14 protein-coding genes are annotated in these 20,488 nt (G+C 40.0%); 7 read left to right on the top strand and 7 right to left on the bottom strand.

The features are described 5' to 3' along the window. Positions 1 to 265: 265 nt before the first annotated feature. Positions 266 to 1,198, top strand: coding sequence for a ChaN family lipoprotein (locus H5090_RS01555; RefSeq protein WP_182694850.1), 933 nt, complete (start codon positions 266 to 268; stop codon positions 1,196 to 1,198). 66 nt (positions 1,199 to 1,264) lie between these two features. On the opposite strand, the gene H5090_RS01550 is transcribed toward H5090_RS01555, so the two are convergent. The 4 genes from H5090_RS01550 to H5090_RS01535 are packed head-to-tail and all read right to left on the bottom strand — an operon-like array spanning position 1,265 to position 4,624. Then, positions 1,265 to 1,984 carry a HugZ family protein gene (locus H5090_RS01550; protein WP_182694849.1) on the bottom strand — a complete coding sequence of 240 codons (720 nt, stop codon included), beginning with the start codon at positions 1,982 to 1,984 and terminating at the stop codon, positions 1,265 to 1,267. After that, the gene (locus tag H5090_RS01545; RefSeq protein ID WP_182694848.1) at positions 1,981 to 2,769 is read right to left on the bottom strand and encodes a heme ABC transporter ATP-binding protein; all 789 of its coding nucleotides are present in this window, start codon (positions 2,767 to 2,769) and stop codon (positions 1,981 to 1,983) included. The genes H5090_RS01550 and H5090_RS01545 overlap by 4 nt, the downstream gene beginning before the upstream one ends. Beyond that, the gene (locus tag H5090_RS01540) at positions 2,766 to 3,818 is read right to left on the bottom strand and encodes an iron ABC transporter permease (RefSeq protein WP_182694847.1); all 1,053 of its coding nucleotides are present in this window, start codon (positions 3,816 to 3,818) and stop codon (positions 2,766 to 2,768) included. The genes H5090_RS01545 and H5090_RS01540 overlap by 4 nt, the downstream gene beginning before the upstream one ends. Continuing rightward, positions 3,815 to 4,624 (bottom strand): hemin ABC transporter substrate-binding protein, encoded by an 810-nt coding sequence (locus H5090_RS01535; RefSeq protein ID WP_182694846.1) that lies wholly within the window; start codon positions 4,622 to 4,624, stop codon positions 3,815 to 3,817. Before H5090_RS01535 ends, H5090_RS01540 begins: the two co-directional genes overlap by 4 nt. A 139-nt stretch (positions 4,625 to 4,763) precedes the next feature. Here H5090_RS01535 and H5090_RS01530 point away from each other — a divergent pair, with 139 nt between their 5' ends. After that, positions 4,764 to 6,845, top strand: a complete 2,082-nt coding sequence (locus H5090_RS01530; RefSeq protein WP_182694845.1) for a TonB-dependent hemoglobin/transferrin/lactoferrin family receptor — start codon at positions 4,764 to 4,766, stop codon at positions 6,843 to 6,845. Positions 6,846 to 7,106: 261 nt separating this feature from the next. Here the strand turns inward: H5090_RS01530 and H5090_RS01525 are convergent, their stop codons facing one another. Further along, positions 7,107 to 7,778 carry a hypothetical protein gene (locus H5090_RS01525; RefSeq protein ID WP_182694844.1) on the bottom strand — a complete coding sequence of 224 codons (672 nt, stop codon included), beginning with the start codon at positions 7,776 to 7,778 and terminating at the stop codon, positions 7,107 to 7,109. 108 nt (positions 7,779 to 7,886) lie between these two features. On the opposite strand from H5090_RS01525, the gene H5090_RS01520 reads away from it, so the two are divergent. After that, the gene (locus tag H5090_RS01520) at positions 7,887 to 8,762 is read left to right on the top strand and encodes a LysR family transcriptional regulator (protein WP_182694843.1); all 876 of its coding nucleotides are present in this window, start codon (positions 7,887 to 7,889) and stop codon (positions 8,760 to 8,762) included. Between the two features lie 263 nt (positions 8,763 to 9,025). Here the strand turns inward: H5090_RS01520 and H5090_RS01510 are convergent, their stop codons facing one another. Next, entirely contained in the window at positions 9,026 to 13,048 is a 4,023-nt protein-coding gene (locus tag H5090_RS01510) for a rhombosortase-dependent M36 family metallopeptidase (protein ID WP_182694842.1), read from the bottom strand. Positions 13,049 to 13,197: 149 nt separating this feature from the next. Here H5090_RS01510 and H5090_RS01505 point away from each other — a divergent pair, with 149 nt between their 5' ends. Continuing rightward, the gene (locus H5090_RS01505) at positions 13,198 to 13,722 is read left to right on the top strand and encodes a hypothetical protein (RefSeq protein ID WP_154902851.1); all 525 of its coding nucleotides are present in this window, start codon (positions 13,198 to 13,200) and stop codon (positions 13,720 to 13,722) included. On the opposite strand, the gene H5090_RS01500 is transcribed toward H5090_RS01505, so the two are convergent. Next, positions 13,719 to 15,224 (bottom strand): sensor domain-containing diguanylate cyclase, encoded by a 1,506-nt coding sequence (locus tag H5090_RS01500; protein WP_182694933.1) that lies wholly within the window; start codon positions 15,222 to 15,224, stop codon positions 13,719 to 13,721. The two genes, H5090_RS01505 and H5090_RS01500, sit on opposite strands and share 4 nt — an antisense overlap. A 370-nt stretch (positions 15,225 to 15,594) precedes the next feature. Here H5090_RS01500 and H5090_RS01495 point away from each other — a divergent pair, with 370 nt between their 5' ends. The 3 genes from H5090_RS01495 (at position 15,595) to H5090_RS01485 (ending at position 20,316) form a co-directional block, all read left to right on the top strand. After that, positions 15,595 to 17,406: a glycoside hydrolase family 3 protein gene (locus H5090_RS01495; protein WP_182694841.1), complete on the top strand. Its 1,812-nt coding sequence runs from the start codon at positions 15,595 to 15,597 to the stop codon at positions 17,404 to 17,406. A 1-nt stretch (position 17,407) separates the two neighbouring features. Continuing rightward, positions 17,408 to 18,142: a 5-oxoprolinase subunit PxpA gene (locus H5090_RS01490; protein ID WP_182694840.1), complete on the top strand. Its 735-nt coding sequence runs from the start codon at positions 17,408 to 17,410 to the stop codon at positions 18,140 to 18,142. Between the two features lie 155 nt (positions 18,143 to 18,297). Next, a complete protein-coding gene (locus H5090_RS01485) occupies positions 18,298 to 20,316 on the top strand; it encodes a S9 family peptidase (RefSeq protein ID WP_182694839.1) in 2,019 nt (672 codons plus the stop codon). Positions 20,317 to 20,488: the final 172 nt, after the last annotated feature.

The raw sequence follows: 20,488 nt of genomic DNA, 5'->3' as shown, positions 1-20,488 counted from the left end.
AAATGTATTTGTCTAACAATTTTATAATACGCGAATCGAGTATACTTCTGCCGATGCTACGCTCATTTTTCTACAGTTTTAACAAATTACCTAAGGCATTGCTATCAAAAGCTATTTAATATTTACAAGCAAAGTTAAGGCATATAAATGCGCGTTTCGCTCATTTCCTTGATTATGTAAGTAAGCAGCAGTTTGGCTGGCTTAATAGGTATTACAAGTATATGATATTGATAATTATTTGCATTAAAGAGTTTTAAAGGTGTGTATGAAAAAGTATATGTTAACTCTGGCGTTAGTTATGGGTTTGAGTGGTTGTAGCACAACAACTGTGCCGCCTGATAAAAGCTCATCGTTATATTACTCAGCACTTTATAATGCACAAGCAAAGCCTGTTAGCTCTGTATTATTAGAGCCCAAGCTATTAAATGCCGATGTGGTTTTAGTAGGTGAATGGCATACACACCCGGGCGTGCATTTATTTCAGGCTGAGTTATTTGAGCAATTAAGTGCCGGTAATAAACGCACTGCCCTTTCGCTTGAACAATTTAGCCGCGCGGATCAGCATATTTTAAACCAGTACGTTAAGGGTGAAATTGGCGAGCAATACTTAATTGATAACACCCAAGCGTGGCCTAACTACAAAAGTGACTACCGTGCGCTGGTAGAGCTGGCAAAAACGAACAATAGTGATGTAATAGCTGCAAATGGCCCTAAAAATATAGTCACCTGTATTGGCAGGCAAGGCATAAGTTATGTAAATAAACTTGATGAAACACAGCAGAGCTATATTGCAGCCGCTATTGATACATCCCCCAGTGATTATAAACAACGTTTTATGACCTCAATGCACCATGGCACGCCAAGTCAAAACGAAAATTATTATGCTGCGCAAGTTACCTGGGATGAAACCATGGGGGAGTCTATCGTTAACTATTTAAATAATCATAAAGATACGCAGGTAATGCATATAGCGGGCGATTTTCATGTGAAAAATGGCGAAGGAATAGCGCGTATTATTAAGCGTTTAGCGCCAGAGCTAAATGTTGTGTGGATATCGCCGGTAACGAATGTGCAAGCTAATCAAAGTGGGTATCAGTTGCAGGTTAACCCTTTGCCACCCCGTTATGTACAAAAAGGACATCAACAAGCCGCTTTTAAAGCGTTAGCCAAACGAGGCGAGCAAACAGCTTGCTTATAAAATAACGACATAGTTAGTGAATCTCTTAACCAGGGCTCAGGTTAACTATGTCGTCATGTATTTAGTTTAGTTATTTCGGGCTTGGTTGGTTAGCTCAACCAGCGCTTTACGTACCTCTAACGGGCTGTTGCACTGGGTTTTAAAGTTAATAAAGTAATTACGCTTTTGGCTTTGTATATAAAAGCCTGTGGGTAATAAGCCGCTCATTATTGGGGTGTTATCAGCTATGCTGTAGTGCTGCATTAATATGAGCGACATAGCATCTTTATGGTCATCGTTCATGTGACTTATCATGCTTTGCTGTTGGCTTTCGTCCCAGTTTTTTGCCTCGCCCTGCCACTCGGTTTGTTCAAGCCAAAATATTTTGCCAAAACCGCCAATGTAACGCACACGCACTACGTCTAATTGCCATAACTGAAAGTCGTGCGCATTGCGATAGCTAGCGGCTTCGGGGTGTAGGGCAATATAGTTATCAAGTAAAGTGTGTGCTTGCTCACTTGGCACAACAGAGCCATCGCCTACAAGCGTTACGCGGCCGTGCTCGTTTTGATCGCCGTAGTCGGCGGCGTCAAATACGGTAAGGCTCATACGTGAGTCGTGCTTTAGATTTTTAGTGTGCTGGGCTATATCGCTAATAAAAAAGTAAACACGGCCTTGTTCGTCGCACATATAGGGGGTTACTGAGCCAAACGGGTAGCCGCGTAAATTATTAGAAATGGTCGACATGACACCAGCATTGGTTTTGTAAACCAAGGTGCGTGCATCGTTTAATGCTTGCTCTCTCATAAAAACTCCTGACGTTGAGAAAAAACCATGGGTGCATCGTTATAAGGATGAGGGTTTACGTGCAGTTTCATGGCGTACATTTGTTGTAAGTTTTGTTCTGTTAATACGGTGTTTATAGGCCCACTTTGCAACACTTTTTTGTTGTGCAGTAAAATAGCGTCGGTTGCATAAAGGCTGGCTAAATTTAGATCGTGTATTGCAATAATGGCGCTGTTGCCCTGCTCTACAAAGGTTTTAACGCAGCTGAGCAAAGCATGTTGGTGGCGCATATCAAGTGCTGATGTAGGCTCGTCGAGCAGCATTAGTTTTGGCTCGGCCGATTGTGTAAAGGCATCGAGCTGGGCTAAAGTACGCGCCATATGAACACGTTGTTGCTCTCCGCCCGAAAGCGCACTTACGCGGCGAGTTAAATACTGGTTTAAATCCATAATAGCGGCGTATTTATGTACTTTTTCGCTTTGCATTTTTAATGACTCTACATACGGATAGCGACCCATTGCAATAAGCTCAAATACATTAAAATCAAACCCTACGTGGTTAGCTTGCATCATGACTGCGCGCTGTGTTGCAAGGCGTTTTTTAGCGTGAGAGGCCAGCGGCTTAGCATTAAAAAGTACACTGCCTGTAAAGGAGTGCATACCTGCTAAGGTATGCAGCAAGGTAGATTTACCTGCGCCATTTTCACCAAGTAGTGCTACAAGTTGCCCTTGTTTAGCGCTGCCATTAATAGCGTTTAAAACGCTGTGATTATCAAAGCCAACGCTTAGGTTGTTAAACGTGATCATGACCAACCTCGCTTATTTTTCACTATTAAATAAATAAACAATGGCGCACCCAATAGCGCGGTAATAATGCCAATAGGTAGCTCTGATGGCATGATCACAATCCGTGCTAGCCAGTCAGAAAGTAGCAATACCACCACGCCAATTAGCATACAAAGCGGCAGCATATTACGTAAATGCGGCCCCACCATTAAGCGGGCAATATGCGGGACTACCAAGCCAACAAACCCTATTAAACCGGTAAGCGCTACAACCGCACCGACCCCTAATGCAACGAGTATAATGACATACAATTTAAGCTTATTGGTATCTACTCCTAGGTACTGAGCTTGTGACTCGCCAATAAGGAGTAAGTTCATGGGTTTTTTTAACCGCCACAGGCCAATTAGGCTGATAAACAGTAACGGCGCAGCTTGAATAATCGTGCTCCAGCTTGCTCCGCCTAATGAGCCCATGGTCCAATAATTTATTAATCGTAGCGCGCTATCGTCGGCAAAAAAACTCAGTAGCCCAATAACAGCGAATGCTAACGCGTTAATAGCAACCCCCACCAATATAAGTGTGGTGATATTAATTTGCCCTTGCTGCTTGGCAATAAAATATACCAGCGAGGTAACACCAAGCGCCCCTAAAAACGACGCATAAGGTAAATACAACTGAGCGTTAAAATTAAACTGCGCGCTAAGTGCAATAAACGCCACTGCAACCATTGCCGCACCTGCACTAATGCCAATAATAGATGGGTCTGCCAGCGGGTTACGGCAAAGCGCTTGGGTTGCCGCCCCTGTTTGGGCAAGTACCAACCCTACTAATACAGCAAGCACAAAACGCGGCAAACGTATTTGCATTACTACATTAATTTGCAGCGCATCAAACTGATTAAAGTACTCGGGCGCAAGCCAGGCAATAGCTAAACGCCAATCCCATCCTGCAGGGCCGTACCCAATGCTTAGTAGCGCCAAAGCAAAAATACAAACAGAGGCTAATAGCATCCATTTATGAGTTTGGCTAAGTGTTATAGGCACAAAGCGGCTCAATGTTAGGGTGTTCATAAGCGGGTTTTATACTCGTTAAGCTCATTAATTGCTGTGGCAATACGTGGCGACATGCCAAGCGAAAGCAGGCTATCCATTACAAGTAAGTTACAGCTTTGCGCAGCTTTTAATAAGCGTAGGTTCGGTTGCTTACAAAAAGCCTGCTTGCCGCCAATGCTTTGTACAACATGGGCTGGGGCTACTAAAAAGTCGGGCTGATTTACAGCCAGTACTTCACTATTTATTGCTTTAAAGCCTGAATACGTAGCGCCTATATTAGTAATGCCTGCATAGCTAAATAATAAATTAGGGACGGTTTCTTGCCCGGCGGCAACAAGCCCGCGCTCATTAGCTGAGAGTATAAATAGCGCGCTGTGTGTTGGCGCTTTTGCTTTTTCAGGTAACGATTTTGTAATGTGCGTAATAAGTGTTTGTGCTTTTTGCTTAGCGTTTAAATCGTCACCTAAACGTTTTATTAGCTCAAGTAGCTCGTTAACTGAGGTCGGCTTTTTATAATGAATTAGCTTAACCCCTGTTGCCTCAATTTGCTTAAGTGCTTGGCTACGCCCTGCGCCTTCAAGCGCTAACAAGGTGGTTGGACGCATTGAAAGTACGCCTTCTGCCGCTAAATCGCGATAATAGCCCACTTGTGGTAATTGTGTGGCTTGGTGCGGGTACATGCTCGATTGATCAACCGCTACAAGGGTATTTTGTTTGCCTAGCGCATAAATTATTTCTGTAAGGGTGCCGCCAGCGCTAATAACGCGCTCTTGTGCAACTGCAGATTGGGCCATTAAAGCAAACAATATAAATAGGTATTTCATTACACACTCCGGTTTTATTTTTTGGCTATTATAACTAGTTAAATCTAAATGAAAATGATTATCATAATTAATTGATCTTATTTTGACTTAGTTGTAACATCTCCGCCATAAATAATAACTATTATCATTTGGAGTTAAAATGAATCCCTCTGCGTTTAGATTTACTGCTATTGCAACCTTACTACTCGGCTCGGGCACTGCCATTGCCGAAAACATAATTGACGATCATATTGTTGTAAGTGGCTCGCGCTTTGAGCAAAAGCTTAAAGATGTTACAGGCTCAGTTACTGTTATTACCGAGCAAGACATAGAGCGTCAGCTAGCTGTAGATTTACAAACCATGTTTAAGTACGACCCAAGCATTGCAACGACAGGCAGTGGCGCAGGCGCGCAAACACTTACAGTACGTGGTGTTGGTGGTAACCGGGTTGTATTTATAAAAGATGGCCGACGCACCAACGATGGTTATGCAGGTGGAGGGGGCTATTTAGTTGGCCGTAATTATTTTGACGTAGCAGGTGTAAAACAAGTAGAAGTAGCCAAAGGTGCTGCATCGTCATTATATGGCTCTGATGCACTTGGTGGCATTGTGGTTATAACCACTAAAGATCCTAGTGATTATTTAAAAAATAACAGCAGCTTTGTAAAAATGGCGCTTGGGTATCAAGGTCAAAGTAATCAAGTTGCCGCCGATATTACTGCGGCAAAAGACTTAGGCGACTTTGCAGTAAGCGCCGTGTATAGCCACCGCGACAGCGAAGAAGTACAAAACTATGACGAAAATTTACCCGGTTATGATGCTAAGTCGGATGCTTTATTAGTTAAATTTGAGCAACAGCTTGATGAAAAACGCACACTTAAATACACCCTTGATTACTTTAATCAAACAACTGAGCAAGTAATAACCCCCGCTGTTCAAGAAACCGAAGAAGATGACACGAGTTGGTCACTGGCGCTCGATTACCATTCAGAAGTAGCAACCGCCGCGTTTGATAAATGGTATGGGCAAGTGTCTTATAGTAGTTACGAGCAACAAAGCGATCAAATTAGTGGCGCAAGCACCTACACCGATTATAACGACTATCGTTTTGAGCAAAATATTTTAGGTTTAAAAGCGGTATTTAATAAAGGGTTTAACGCAGAGGGTGCCGATCATGAAGTGGTATACGGGATTGATATAGACTTATACGACACCACCCGCCCACGTTTTAAAACCCGTATTTTAGCCGATGGCACTGTTGATTTTACAGACCAAAAACAAAAAGCATTCCCGGGGGCTGATACCTCTTTAATTGGCGCTTATGTACAAGACAGTATCTCGTTTAATAATAGCGCGTGGTCGGTTATTGCGGGTGTGCGATATGATTACTACACCCTAGAGGCTAAAAATGATGAGCTATACGCCGATGCGCAGCTTGGTGATATTACCGAATCTGCCTTTTCGCCTAAGCTAGGTGTTATATACCAAGTGGATGATAACTTATCGTTGTACGGGCAATACGTACGAGGCTTTAAAATACCACCACACGACCAAGCCTATCAAAGTCACGGCGTTGAGCCGTTTTATCAAATATTACCAAACGCCGATTTAGACCCTGAAAGCAGTGATTCGTTTGAGCTTGGGCTAAGATACGCCAGCAGCGATATTAGCGTAAATTTAAGTGCTTTTTATGCAGCATACGATGACTTTATAGAAACCGCCGTAGTGGGTGTTGAGCCAACGTACATTCCTGGCGTAAACAAAACGCTGTATCAGTACCAAAATATTAGCGAAACACAAATAAGCGGTGTGGAAGCCGGAATTGCCATGTATGTAGCTGAAAATATACTACTAGAGGCAAACGTGGCTTACGTTGATGGTGAAAATAAAGAAACCGATCAGCCACTTACCAGCATTAGCCCGTTAAATGGCTCAGTATTGTTAAGTACAGAACAGGGTAATATTAACTGGACCGCCGCGTTGCGTTTGGCTAAATCGCAATCGGATGTAGTACTTGATACAAACGGTAATAAAACTACGCAAGGACATGGCTACGGCGTTGTTGATTTATACGCAAACTACGAATGGCAAGCGTGGCAGCTAAATGTAGGTGTACTTAACTTGCTCGATAAAGAATATGTACCTTTTGAGTTGATTGCAGGTCAATCACAAGGTGCTGATTTTAGCCAATACACCCAACCTGGGCGTAACTTTTCAGCCAAAATAAGCTATGAGTTTTAATTAGCTCCTAGAAAATTAAATAGCAACAAACGCTGCATGAAGCTGTAGCGTTTGTTGAGTTTATTTTTATGATGACACCCAACCTAATTTTTTATTTATTGATTCCTAGATTCTAATTGGAAGTGCACCACCTAATTCATTATGGCTAAAGTACAAAATTAACGGTGGGTGTCATCTCAAAATTTAATCTTAAAATTTACTAAAAACAAAGTAACACTTTATAAGCCAGCGATTTAAAGCCAAAATCACTGGTTTTATAAATTAATTAACTGCAAAGTCTTTTGTTTCTAAATAGCTTGGTACGGTTTTAAAACATGCCTCTAGTTTGCTTTTAAGCGCAGTGCTTACCGAAGCATCACACTTCAATTTCCCGTTATATTTACTCATAGTAAGCGGTACTAAGCTTAACGAGTCATAGCTTGGCTTGCTTTGTATTTTATGAATTACTAAACCTTGCTGCTCTGTTAGCTTTATTAATGTAAACACATTTTTTTGTGCTTGATTAGTCGTTATTTTTTCAACATATAGCGGGTTTTTAAAGGTTAGCTTTGTAGTAAAAAGTGCGTTGCCACCGCGTTCAAAATGGCCGTTAAATACAGTTACATTTAAGGTGGGTGTCTTTTTATTTATTAATAAATTTAGGTCAAATTTGGTTGGTAAAATAGTGATCTGTTCTTGCTCGTCTGCTGCTTTATTTAAAATATTTTTGATTGTTTTTAAGTGGGTGTCATCCGTAGTTACTTCATACACTATTTGGTAGTTGTGTGGAGGGGCGTATAAAGGCATGTGGCTGGCAAGTACTTTATCGCCGGCTAAAATAAGCGCCATACCATGGAAGCCATTATAGCTGTGGGTTATGTGTGAATTGTGTTGAGGTGTATTTGCGTGCGCTGCACTCGATAATAAAATAAAAAATAGCAGTATGTGTTTCATGTTAGTGCTCAAAAAATATATATAGCGCCACTATAAGCTGATTTTTATATACAAATAATCGATAATAAGTGATTAGTTGTTTCCTTTTAGTTAATACGGTTTGGCGCTATGCATTTAGATGACATTGAAAAAGTAATTCATATGGCGGGTTCGCAAAATCTGCATACAACCGCTAAGCACTTTAATATTACCCCAGGTGCGCTGTCTAAAACGCTAAAAAAGGTTGAGGCAAATTTAGCCACGGAGCTGTTTAACCGTGTAGGTAAAACCTTAGTACTCAATGATAAAGGCAAAGAGTTTGTTAAGCACAGTAGCGATTTAGTTCATAATTACCAGCAGCTTACTAGCCGTTTTAAAAGCGATAATCATAAATTTAATGCGGTTATTGCAGGCCCTGCCATTTTACTCAAAAGTGGCGTTAAAAAGCTGCTTACACTCCTTAGTAACCTGCCTTGCTCGGTGCGTATTAATAATGTATTTGAAGGTGAAGCCATAAGCCAAGTTGCATCAGGTTCGGCGCATATTGCGCTAGTTACTCGCGAGGCATTAAACAACAGCTCACATACTAATTTAGTGGCGGTTGACGTATTTAATACTGAGTTTAGTGTAGCTGCGTCTCCTTCACATCAGCTAGTACAAAAAGGCTTTTTAACACTCAATAAAAACCAATTACTACAGTTGTCTTTTGCATGCCCGTTGTTTTCACCACTGTGCGGCCTTGAACAAGGTATTGGCTCCGACGGTTGGCAAGATGAAATAGCCCCGCGCAATATTGTATTTAGATGTAGCGATTACAGTGCATTAATAGAGGTGATACAAAGTGGCTTGGCGTTGGCATATTTACCAAATTTCGTGATTGATGATTTAGGGCTTAAAAAATTAACTGTAAAGGGGGTTAACAGTCGCTACAGCGAAGACATAGTAATGATTTACAAACCATCAAAAGCTGATGGCTGGCTTAATAAACTCATGCACTCTTTGTAGAGAATTTATCAATTTAAGTTCAATGTAAAGTATTACTTAGCTAAGCAGTGGTTAGCTAATATCAGCAACAATGCACTGATTACGGCCATGTTCTTTTGCATGGTAAAGTGCTTTGTCAGCACATTTGTAAACTTGGTCTATGTCGTTACTGTGCTCAGGACTAAAAAAATCAAACTAAGTGCATAAAAAAGGCCAGATGCAAACGCTACTGGCCTTTCATTAAAACCGTCATGTATTTAGAGATGACGGGATGTTATTTAAACTTATTTACTTACGTTTTTACGGCGTCTATTAAACCATACTAATGGAGTAAGTAATAAAGCTATAAAGCCAAAACTACCACCACCGCTAGATTTTGATTCTGTTACAGGCACAGTTGCTACCGCTTCATTTTTTACCATTACAGTACTTTGTTGAGTCACAGTTGTTACACCATCACTTACGGCAACTTCAAAAACAAGCTCTTCATCTGCAGTAATAGCTGCAGGTGTGAAGCTTAAAGTTGCTGTATCGGTACCAGTGAGCGTAGCAGCACTACCGCTAACCTGAGTCCAAGCATAAGTTAGTGTTTGACCATTGCGATCTGTCGCTGTTGCTGTAATTGTTCCTGTAGCAGATTCAGTAATTTCCGCTGATGCACTTTCGACTAAAACAAGTGGGGCTGCGTTATCACATGCTAGTGAATCACCCGCTACAAGCTCAGAAAATACAGGAGATAAAACGTTAGACATAGTTAGGTTATCAATCCACCAACCTAAATCACTTACTGCGCCATCTGATGAAATCCTAAAGCGTACTTTTACTAAGTTGCCGTTTAGAGCATCACCAAAGTTGATAGTTTCATAATTACCATACGCGCCACTATCTTGTACGTTATTACCAGTAAAAGTTTCACGTTCTTGAAGTTCTTGCGAATCGTTTTCGATTAGAACAGCGTCGTAGCCAACATCAAATGTGCCGCCAATTTCAGTAGCATCAACCCAGTCACCGCCATTAACACTAACTTCTACAACACCACCATCCCAGTTTTGCTCAATACTATAGAAATGCCAAAACGAGATTTCAAAGTCGCCTGAGTAACCAACTTCGAATGGCTTACTCTCTATTGCTACATCTGATTGGAAGCCATTATTTACAAGGCGCATTGCCTGTGTGCCTAGCTCAAACCCACCTTGTTCAAAGAAGGCAATATTACCACTATTATCCATAACCTGAGTGCCAACAGCTAAGTCACCGCCAAACATTACGTTTTCTTTTAAATCTAATAGTGATGAACTTGCTACTTCCATATCATCTGAAACTACAGCTCCAACAGGCACTTCTGACTTAAAGCCCATATTTACTTCAAACGTAAGTGTTTGATCAAGTGCTTCAACGATATCATCGTCCGTTTCAATTTCAGGGAATGTGACTTCAATTTCTAGTGTTTCAGCTGTACCCGCTTCGTTCAAAGTAACTTTAATATCGTTACTAGTTATTGCTTCGTACGGTTGAACTTCACCAAAAGTAAGTAAACCATCATTTTCAAATGTTACATCATGATCGCTTATAACAGTCAGTTGTGCTGTTGTACCACTAAGTACTTCACTACCACGGTTAGTAATTGTTACGCTAACCGTACTCGTTTCGCCTTTATCTAAAATATTGTCGTTAGTACAAAAACCAAGCTCTGTACCATTGTACATGTTGTTTAAGTCAGCACTTGCAAATGCATAGCTAGAAAGCTGTGTTTTATCTGATTCAACCACACCAGTAAGGTCATTACTGAAACGATCTGGCGATACTGCGCCAAGACCCATACCACGTTTAGCAAATGCACCTACCATTAATTTGTAATCAGCAGGGTCTACTGCATAGGCAGCAGCTAAAATAGCATCACGTGCTTCAGTGTAGGTTGGTGCTATAGGTGTTAATTTGTAACCTGCAACTAAGTAATCTGCCATTCGAGTTTGTGCTTCATTAAAGCCATGCTCGTTAATAAGCGCTACATAGTTTTCCCATAATACAGTTGCCCAAATTTCGCCGGCAGCATGAGGAGAAGCCACGCTTGTTGGTGATATACCAATATCAGCACCAGCATTTTCAGTAATATGGCGGAACGACAATGCATTTACATCTGTATCAGTTGAATAAGGAAGACGACGAATACCGAAGTAGAAGTCTTCTACAAATGTGCCGCTACCATATGCTTTTTGGAACTTATCGTTACCTGTAATATTTATATCGCTTTCTTTAGCGATAAACATTAATGAGTGGAAATCGCCCCAGCCTTCGCCCATTGCGCGGCCTTGGAAGTTAATAAGGCCTGATGAATTACCGACTAAGCGGTTACTAATGTAGTGACCCCATTCATGAGCAATAATACCATTATCAAACGTACCATCTTTTAATGTTGCTTTGGTAAACATGTCTACAGTAACAACTTCACCAGCATCAATTAGGTCATACATTGCATGACCATCAGCGTAATTTAAACCCATATTTGGAATGGTTACAGTATCGTCTTCACCGCCCATTGGTGCCGGTTCTGCCGTATCTGGGTCATTATTAACAACGATAGTTGCTATTGCACCTGCATCTTGTGCATTTTTTACTTTAATCGTAAAAGCACATGAGCCACGATCTACAATTGCAATTTTCCCTGCTAGTTCAGCAGCATTTATAGCAGGCTCACAACCATCATTAATACTTGTTGAATCTACTGTATTTCCATCATCTAAACGAACAACTTCTGCAGCCACATCACTGAATTGGTATTTACCAAAGCCAGATTCTTTTGTTGAAGCTAAAAGGCCTAAAGAGTCATGTGAAGTTACTGTAATACCAAAATCTACACCAACAGTGGCATCTTTACTGTTGTACAAGTACATTTGCATACGTGGGCTAGCACCATCAGCTGGTGTAGACATATTTGCATTATTACGACCTGAGTTATCTTGAGCCTGTGCTTCAATCGGGTCACCTTCTACGCCGCCACGACCAAAGTTAGATACCTGCGCTACATTTGATGTTTCATCAAAACCATGATCATAGAAAAAATCATGTAAAAAGTTATTCATATAAAACAAGTTAACAATAGCTGCTTTACGGTTTGCGTAGCTATTTGCAACTTCATCTACTTGGTAAGGGTAGTCAAATGTGAAGTCTGCAGTTGTTTCAGCGGTAAAGTCACCTTCACTAAAGTCTTGAGGTGCAATCACATCGGCGTAAGCAAATACGTTATTACCTGATGTTGTCGTTGCATCATCAGCTAACCATGGGTCCATTGTGCTTAGTTTGCTGTAGTAGGATAGAGATACCATTGGCGCGTCTAAAATCTCAGTCTCGTCTACTTGTCCTGGGCCATCTGCAGGAATTACGTCACCGTGCGGGCTTTCCATTGGGTAGCCATCTTGGTTAGCGTAAACACGGTAATTAAAGTCAGCTGCATGAGATTTCAAATCTTTCGCAAAATATACTTTGTTGTTATTCGAATCTACTACGTAACTAAAGTAGTCACTTTCTAAAGAGCCAACTTCTGCTACTTCTACTTCAATGTAATAAGCAGATTTCAGCTCGCCTGCAACTTCAAAAAACACTTCTTTTGCACGTGGCGTACCTAAAACAATCTTAGAGTCATCTAATGATTTAGCCTCATATTTTGCATAGCCACCTTCATTACCAATTTTACGAAGTGAGACATCAATATTAGCTAATTCACTAAATGCTTTTTTTATACTTTGCTCAGAGTTTACAAAACCCGTTAATGCAGCAAGTTTATTTTTAGATGACGACGTATCAGCAAAATACCCCGAGCTTGCTACTAGGTTGTACTCTTTATCCATTAACAAGTTGTATTCGCGGTTAAAAACTTCAACACCGTTTACTTGTTGCTTGTATTTTGCACTAATAGAGCCACGTTTTTGCTCTGATAAATCAACCATAACAGCAGAAGATGCTGTTGCTTTACGATTACTAATACCTGTTAAAGTTTCAATATAAAAGTCAGCAGCATATTGGTTACGGTTATCAGCAGCGATTAAAGCCATGTCAGGCTTACGCTGACCTATTGCTTGCCATAAAAACGTTGCTTTACCCATTTGTGCATCGTAAATTGATTTTTGACCCGAGACAGTGGCGCGTTCGGCTAAGGTTTTCTGCTGAACAGCAGCTAAAGAAGTACCCTGAGTAACTGCATTTGTTGCACTTACATCATAAAATCGAGTTTGTTCAGCGGCCGTTAGCTCACCTGCTGCTAATGTAGATGCTACAACCATGGCAATAGTTGTTAATTTAAATTGAGACATGTATCCACCTGTTTGTATTTATTATGTTTAAACACTTAATGTTTTTAAATTGATTATTTTATGTAAACGCCTGGTTAAGTTGTTAATATACAGACTTGAATAAGGCTGAATAGCTTTAAATTTAAAGAAAAGTAAACAAAGGTAAACGAATGCAAAAAATAATTTTTACAAGTGCAGTGCCAATAATCGCAGCTTTATTACTATCTGCATGTAATAACAGTGAAAAAACAGAGGTTAACAACTCTCAGGCACAACCTAAAACAGCAGAAATCATTATAAAAGAACCATCTAAGAACCAGAAAAGTGACACTATTTTCCCTAAAAAAGAAAGTAGTCAAGGTGTTATTAAAAATGCATCTAAAAGCATAAATTCATCGGGTGATAAACTTATCTTTAACTCTGAGCAGTTATTTAAAGGCGACGTTATTTATAATCAGAACTTAAAACAAAAAGGTGTAGTAACAGGTACTCTTACCATTACATTAAATACCGATTCTGTGCCTGATGAGTTAAAAAATAATTATGAATTAATCAAGTCAACAGCTCACAATTACACATTACTTGTTGAAAAAGGTGTTGATATTGCAGGATTGTCTAGTGCTTTAAACAGCTATAAATCAGTGACCAATGTAGAAATTGCAATTAACTATTCACCTATCGAAACACACTTTTAATCAGCAACAATGCACTGATTACGGCCATGTTCTTTTGCATGGTAAAGTGCTTTGTCAGCACATTTGTAAACTTGGTCCATGTCGTTACTGTGCTCAGGCCAAGTTGCAATCCCAATTGAAATTGTTATAAAGCCGATAGTTTCCATATTTGTAGACTCAACAGTTTTACGTAGTCGCTCTGCTATTTTGAGCGCACTTTGGCTGTTTTCATTAGGCAAGACAAGTACAAATTCTTCACCACCTATACGTGCTACGATATCGTCTTTTCGAGATAATTTTTTGATAATATCAGTAAGCGATTTAAGAGCTTCATCTCCTTTATCATGGCCAAAGGTATCGTTAACTCGCTTAAAGAAATCGATGTCTATCTCTAAAATAGCAAATGGAGTTTGCTTAAACATCAACTGGTTTAAACTCCTACGGTTATGAGTATCAGTTAGGGGATCTGTTTGCGCATCATGACGAAGCTGACCTATCTGCATTTGCAAAGTATTAACTCCATTGAGCATTGCAATTTTTAGTCTTTGGCTTTCAAAGTACCAAGATTTAACACTTTTTAGCTCTTCAATACTTGTTGGATCGTCAAGTGTATTTGCTTTGTCTGCTAGTTGTTTTAAAGGTCTAGAAATTAAGTGAGCAAAAAAACCGATTAAAAGAAACGTAATAACAGCCATCGGTAATGTACGTTTTATTACTTCAGTTATGAGTAAATCAAGTGACGAAAGCGTTGCTCTTACAGGGCGCTGAGCGACAATTACCCATTTTGCTTTAGGCACGGAGGAAAAGCCTGCTAGCATTTCTATCTCTTGGCTATTTTTAACAATAGAAGTACCGCTTTGGCCTGTAATCATATTATTAGTGATGGAATTATTTGTGACGACTGTCCCTATTAGTGCCTGATCTGGGTGATAGAGAATTCGCCTACTGGCGTCGACCACATAAATATATGTTCCACCCTCATAATAATGCTGCTCTAATAAGCTATTTAAAATATTACGCTCCTTTAGATAAAGAGAGCCACCAATATAACCAAGGTAATCTCCACTTTGATCAAACAAAGGATGAGAAATAAAAACAATAAAGTTCCCAGCAGCCGACATATAAGGCGCGCTGATTAATGGTCTTTTTTCTTGTAGCGCTTGTACAGCGCCAGGTGAGTGGATTGATTCACCAATAAGTTGCGGAAATTTAGGAGAGGTTGCGACAACAACACTATGCTTATTAATTACAACCGAGTTAAAGCTATTCGTTTGTAAGTGTAAGCGGGTCGCTTCTTGGTTTAATAAATTTTCATCATCAACTCTTTGCTCTATTTTTTTAGCTGAATAGGCCAGTTGTTGCATTGCGGATTCTAAAAAATTATCTGTTGCTGATGCCAGTTTATTGGCATAAGCATAGTTACTTTTTAGCGTGTAAGCTGTTAACTGCTCTTTTTGTACTTGGTAGGTAGAATAAAAGCTACTTACTAAAGTACTAATAGAAGCCGTAATCGCTAAAAGCAAAATAAGAAATCGAAGATTTAAGGCCGTTAATAATTTTTTTCGCAAACGTATGCCATCCTAAGTACAGGTATTCAGTACCCGAACCTATAATTGTATATAAAGCCCGCAATTATACCCTCTGGAAAATTTATTATCTAATATTAACAAAGCCACAAAAAATATAACTAAATATAACTTTTCGCTAATAGCAAAATTATAAATTTTCTTTAACTTTTACAATATGTTATTGGTTCCTCTGCAAAAAATCCTTCTTTTGCAGTTACCTCAAAAAGTAGTTAAGCTGCTTACACTTATCTACTTTTTAGCTTTGGAGTGTGTTTTGCTAAATAAGTGTATTGTATCGTCTATCGTTTTTTTATCTGGGTGCTTAATGCCATTACAATCCTCGCTTGCTAAACCCGTGCTTTCTCTTGAACAAAAACTTGGGCAAAAGCTAATACTCGACTTTCGTTACTTCTGCCAGCAAGGAGTAAGTAATAAATGCCGAACTCCAATGACCGAGTTACCTAATGAGCTCGCTACCGCTATTGCAAAATACGATATTGGTGGGGTAATTTTATTTTCTGAAAACACTCAATCGATAGAGCAAACAATTACGCTTAATAGCCAATTGCAAACAGCTGCAAGTAAATCCAGTAGTAAGCTGCCGCTATTTATATCAATAGATCAAGAAGGCGGACGTGTAGCGCGTTTACCACGCGATGTTGCCACCTCATTTACCGGTAATATGTCGATTGGCGCAACCTACAAAAAACACGGTACAAGCTTTGCGACAAAAACAGCAACAGTTATAGCTAAAGAACTAAACTCGCTGGGTATAAATGTAAACTACGCGCCCACGGTTGATGTAAACATGAACCCCGACAACCCAGTTATTAACGTACGCTCGTTTGGTGAAAACCCAGCATTAGTGAGTAAATTGGGCGCCGCACAAGTTGCAGGATTTGAAAGCAATGGCGTGATTACCTCGTTAAAGCACTTTCCGGGTCACGGCGATACAAACGTAGATAGCCATACAGGCTTGCCTAAAGTAAACCATGCAAAAGAAGTTATTTACGAGCAAGACCTAGCACCGTTTAAACACATTATCGCCAAGCAAAACCCAGGTATGATAATGACGGCGCATATTCAATACCCAGCGCTTGATAGCACAACGTTTATAAGTGTTAATGGCAAAACTATGGTAAAACCAGCAACAATGTCGCGCGCAATCATTACTGATATTTTACGTGGCGAGCTTAATTACCAAGGAGTTGTAGTAACTGATGCGCTTGATATGGCTGGTATTAGTAACTTCTTCACACCAACTCAAGCGGTAATAAATACATTTGCCGCTGGAGCTGACATTGCCCTAATGCCTATTGAAATTAGAACACCCGATGATTTAAATAAACTCGATGATCTTATTAAAGATCTTGTTGAAGCGGTTAAATCAAACCAACTTGATGAGCAAGAAATAGCACAATCGGCACAGCGTATAATTACACTTAAAAATAAATTTAGATTAAGCACTAATTTTGACCCTATTACCGCGCTCATAAATGCAAAGCAAACAATTGGCAGTGCAACACATCGTGAAATAGAAGCGCAGCTTGCTGTAAAGGCAATAACGCAGGTTAAAAATAATAACAGTACTTTGCCACTTAATTTAAAAGCAGGAAGTAATGTTCATATTATTATGCCCGACACGCGTAAATGTATGGCAATGCAGCAAGCGATTGAAGCTATCAGCCAGAAAAAATTCACTTATAGCTGTAGTAGCTTACAAGGGTTCGACCCTGCACTCGCAAAAGCACAAATACACGCTGCTGATGTAGTTATAGCCGGCAATGCAACACCTAATCAAAGTGCGGTAGAAATTGGCGGTATGGATGATTTAAAAGACGACCCTAATTTTGCACTTAATAATGCAGAGCAACCAAAAGCACTTGAGTCATTATTAAATATGGCAAAAGAGAAAAACAAAAGCACTGTTTTTATAAGCCTAAGAGCCCCTTACGACATTGCTAAATTTGGCAATTATGCAAATGCTGTACTTGCATCCTACGCATATAATATTGATGTAGATAAAAACGATATTGTATCTGGTCCTGCTTTTACCGCACTTGCAAAAGTGTTACTAGGCGAAGCAACTGCTAACGGCGTATTACCTGTCACAATAAAACCGCAAAAGGCGCACTAATATGAAGCTCAATTGTGATTTAGGTGAAAGCTTTGGCGCATGGAAAATGGGACTAGACGATGACGTTATGCCACATATTGATATGGCTAATATTGCGTGTGGGTTCCATGCAGGTGATGCCGACGTAATGGCAAACACTCTTATACTTGCCAAGCAAAATAACGTACTAATTGGTGCTCACCCAAGCTACCCAGATAAGCAAGGCTTTGGTAGGCGCTCAATAGTACTTAGTGAAAAAGAGCTTACAAATTGCCTGCACTATCAAATAGCCGCTATTGAGGGCATGGCAAAAGTGCAAGGTTTAACACTTAGCTATGTAAAACCGCATGGCGCACTTTATAACGACATGATGGCTGATGATAAAATATTACAAACCGTTATAAATGCAATTGCCAGCTACCCAACAGATTTAAAACTAATGGTTTTAGCGACTAAAAATGCCAATAAGCACATTCAAATAGCTAAAAGTTTAGGAGTTGAGTTAATACTAGAGGCCTTTGCAGATAGGCAGTACACCGACGATGGGCATTTAGTGTCGAGAACACTTGAGGGCAGCGTTCACAACAAAGCCGCATTACTAGAGCAAGTAACTCAGCTTTTATCCGATGGTAGTGTAACAACACGAACAGGAAAAAAACTAACGCTCAACGCCCATAGCTTATGTGTACATGGCGACAACGCTGATGGCATATCACTTATAAAAGATATAAAAGCCCTGTGTAACTCAGCCAATTAGGCTTTCCACACAACCTTAAATTATAAGCTGTAAAGCCCCTTTACAGCTTTAACTCATAGAGTTAAATAAGAGCTTCATCGCATCCTACTGTTAATTTAATAATCTCTAACATATAACTACTTAGCAAATTAAAAAAAGTAACAACAGGGATAAAAATGAAAAAGCTTTTAACACTTAGCCTCATTTTAGGTTGTAGCAATTTAGCCTACGCTGAAACAAATACACTACAACTGCAAGACGTGTTTAATTTAGAATATGCTAATCAAATAGATATAACCGAAGACGGTAAAACTGTTTATTTTGTGCGTAACCGAATGGATATAAAAACAGATCGCAAAGTGGGTAATATTTGGTCTGTTGATTACAAAACCAAACAAATGCAGCCGCTAACCTCTGGCGTACATATGGATTATTCGCCAGTACTCTCTCCTGATGGTCAACGCCTTGCGTTTATATCAACCCGCGATGGCAGCAGCCAAATATATATTAAATGGCTTAAAACAGGTGCTATGGCAAAAATAAGTAACTTAACAAGTAGTCCACGTTCGATTACATGGAGCCCTGATTCTAACCAATTAATATTTAGCATGTTTGTCCCAAGCGCTAATTCAGCGCCAGTGAGCTTACCAGGTAAACCAAAAGGTGCAACGTGGGCAGAGCCCGCCAAATTTATTGATGATGTGTATTACCGTTCAGATGGTGGCGGTTACACACAAAAAGGTTTTAGCCAATTATTTTCCATAGATGCTAACGGAGGTAATGCTAAACAACTCACTGATGATGAATTTGATAACGCGGGCGATGTAAGTTTTAGTAAAGACGGTAAATCACTTTATTTTTCTGCGAACAGGCACACAAACAACCAACTAAAACCCACAAATAGTGAAATTTATAAACTCGATTTGGCCTCGCAAAATATAACTGAAATTACTGATCGAAATGGTCCTGATGAGCAGCCTAAAGTATCGCCCGATGGTCGTTACTTAGCGTACACAGGTTACGATGATAAACGCACTAACTACGAAAATGCTCAACTTTACATTCGTGATTTAAAAACAGGTAACACAACTAGCTTAACGCCAAATTTTGATAGAAGCGTAGGTCAAATAAAATGGAGTGCCAATTCAAAAGGTGTGTACTTTAGTTACGCCGATAAAGGTCAAACCGCCCTTGCGTATCAACCACGCAGTGGCAAGCGTAAAATAATAACAACCCAAATTGGCAGCGTTGCCTTTGGACGCCCTTATTCTGGTGGCGACTTTGATGTAAGCGAAGATGGCGAAGTAGCCTTTACCCTTGCCGATACTCAGCGCCCTGCTGATATAGCAACAATTAAACGCGGTAAAGCGCAGCGTTTAACTACTCTTAATGCAGATGCATTGGGCGACAAAGCTTTGGCTAAAGTGGAAGAAATTTGGGTTAAATCAAGTCACGATGAGTTACCTATTCAAGGTTGGGTTGCTTACCCACCAGAATTTGATAGCAGCAAAAAATACCCGCTAATACTAGAAATTCACGGCGGCCCTGTCGCTAATTATGGCCCGCACTTTAGCGCTGAAATTCAACTTTTTGCAGCCAAAGGTAATGTCGTTTTATACATGAACCCACGTGGTAGTGATTCCTATGGTAAAGAGTTTGCACAAACTATTCATCATAATTACCCTAGTAACGATTTTGACGACTTAATGACGGGCGTTGATGCGCTAATAGCGAAAGGCTTTATTGACGAGTCTAAATTGTTTGTGACCGGTGGTTCTGGCGGCGGCGTGCTAACAGCTTGGATTGTGGGTCATACCGATCGTTTTGCTGCGGCTGTAGTTGCCAAACCGGTTATTAATTGGATCAGCTTTGTACTAACTGCCGATTTTTACCCGTTTTTTGCTGATTACTGGTTTCCAGGGAAACCATGGGATCACATTGAGCATTACATGAAACGCTCGCCTATTAGCTATGTTGGAAACGTTAAAACTCCTACTATGTTGCTCACTGGGGAATCTGACTACCGTACACCAATTTCAGAAACTGAACAGTTTTATCAGGCATTAAAGTTACAAGGTGTTGATACTGCAATGGTGCGAATTCCTGATGCATCGCATGGTATTACAGCTCGCCCATCAAACTTAATGACCAAAGTTGCTTATATTCAATGGTGGTTTGATAAACACACTAAATAACCTAAAATTTGTATAACATTTATAGCTCAAATAAAAGCCACTTTAAATAAGCTGTCTCTTATACACAAATCCCTGCTAAGAAATTAGCGGGGATTTTTTTGAACTAAATCTCAATGTCATGATCAGATCTTCAAATCTTGTTTGAGGGCACATTATGATTAACGAACATACT

The sequence above is a fragment of the Pseudoalteromonas sp. SR43-5 genome, assembly GCF_014163835.1.
GTDB lineage: Bacteria > Pseudomonadota > Gammaproteobacteria > Enterobacterales > Alteromonadaceae > Pseudoalteromonas > Pseudoalteromonas distincta.
This window is presented reverse-complemented; position numbering and strand designations above follow the sequence as displayed.

Bases quoted from the DNA above. Each gene is read 5' to 3' on its own strand.
- H5090_RS01555 (WP_182694850.1), top strand. From the start codon at position 266: ATGAAAAAGTATATGTTAACTCTGGCGTTAGTTATGGGTTTGAGTGGT.
- H5090_RS01550 (WP_182694849.1), bottom strand. From the start codon at position 1,984: ATGAGAGAGCAAGCATTAAACGATGCACGCACCTTGGTTTACAAAACC.
- H5090_RS01545 (WP_182694848.1), bottom strand. From the start codon at position 2,769: ATGATCACGTTTAACAACCTAAGCGTTGGCTTTGATAATCACAGCGTT.
- H5090_RS01540 (WP_182694847.1), bottom strand. From the start codon at position 3,818: ATGAACACCCTAACATTGAGCCGCTTTGTGCCTATAACACTTAGCCAA.
- H5090_RS01535 (WP_182694846.1), bottom strand. From the start codon at position 4,624: ATGAAATACCTATTTATATTGTTTGCTTTAATGGCCCAATCTGCAGTT.
- H5090_RS01530 (WP_182694845.1), top strand. From the start codon at position 4,764: ATGAATCCCTCTGCGTTTAGATTTACTGCTATTGCAACCTTACTACTC.
- H5090_RS01525 (WP_182694844.1), bottom strand. From the start codon at position 7,778: ATGAAACACATACTGCTATTTTTTATTTTATTATCGAGTGCAGCGCAC.
- H5090_RS01520 (WP_182694843.1), top strand. From the start codon at position 7,887: ATGCATTTAGATGACATTGAAAAAGTAATTCATATGGCGGGTTCGCAA.
- H5090_RS01510 (WP_182694842.1), bottom strand. From the start codon at position 13,048: ATGTCTCAATTTAAATTAACAACTATTGCCATGGTTGTAGCATCTACA.
- H5090_RS01505 (WP_154902851.1), top strand. From the start codon at position 13,198: ATGCAAAAAATAATTTTTACAAGTGCAGTGCCAATAATCGCAGCTTTA.
- H5090_RS01495 (WP_182694841.1), top strand. From the start codon at position 15,595: ATGCCATTACAATCCTCGCTTGCTAAACCCGTGCTTTCTCTTGAACAA.
- H5090_RS01490 (WP_182694840.1), top strand. From the start codon at position 17,408: ATGAAGCTCAATTGTGATTTAGGTGAAAGCTTTGGCGCATGGAAAATG.
- H5090_RS01485 (WP_182694839.1), top strand. From the start codon at position 18,298: ATGAAAAAGCTTTTAACACTTAGCCTCATTTTAGGTTGTAGCAATTTA.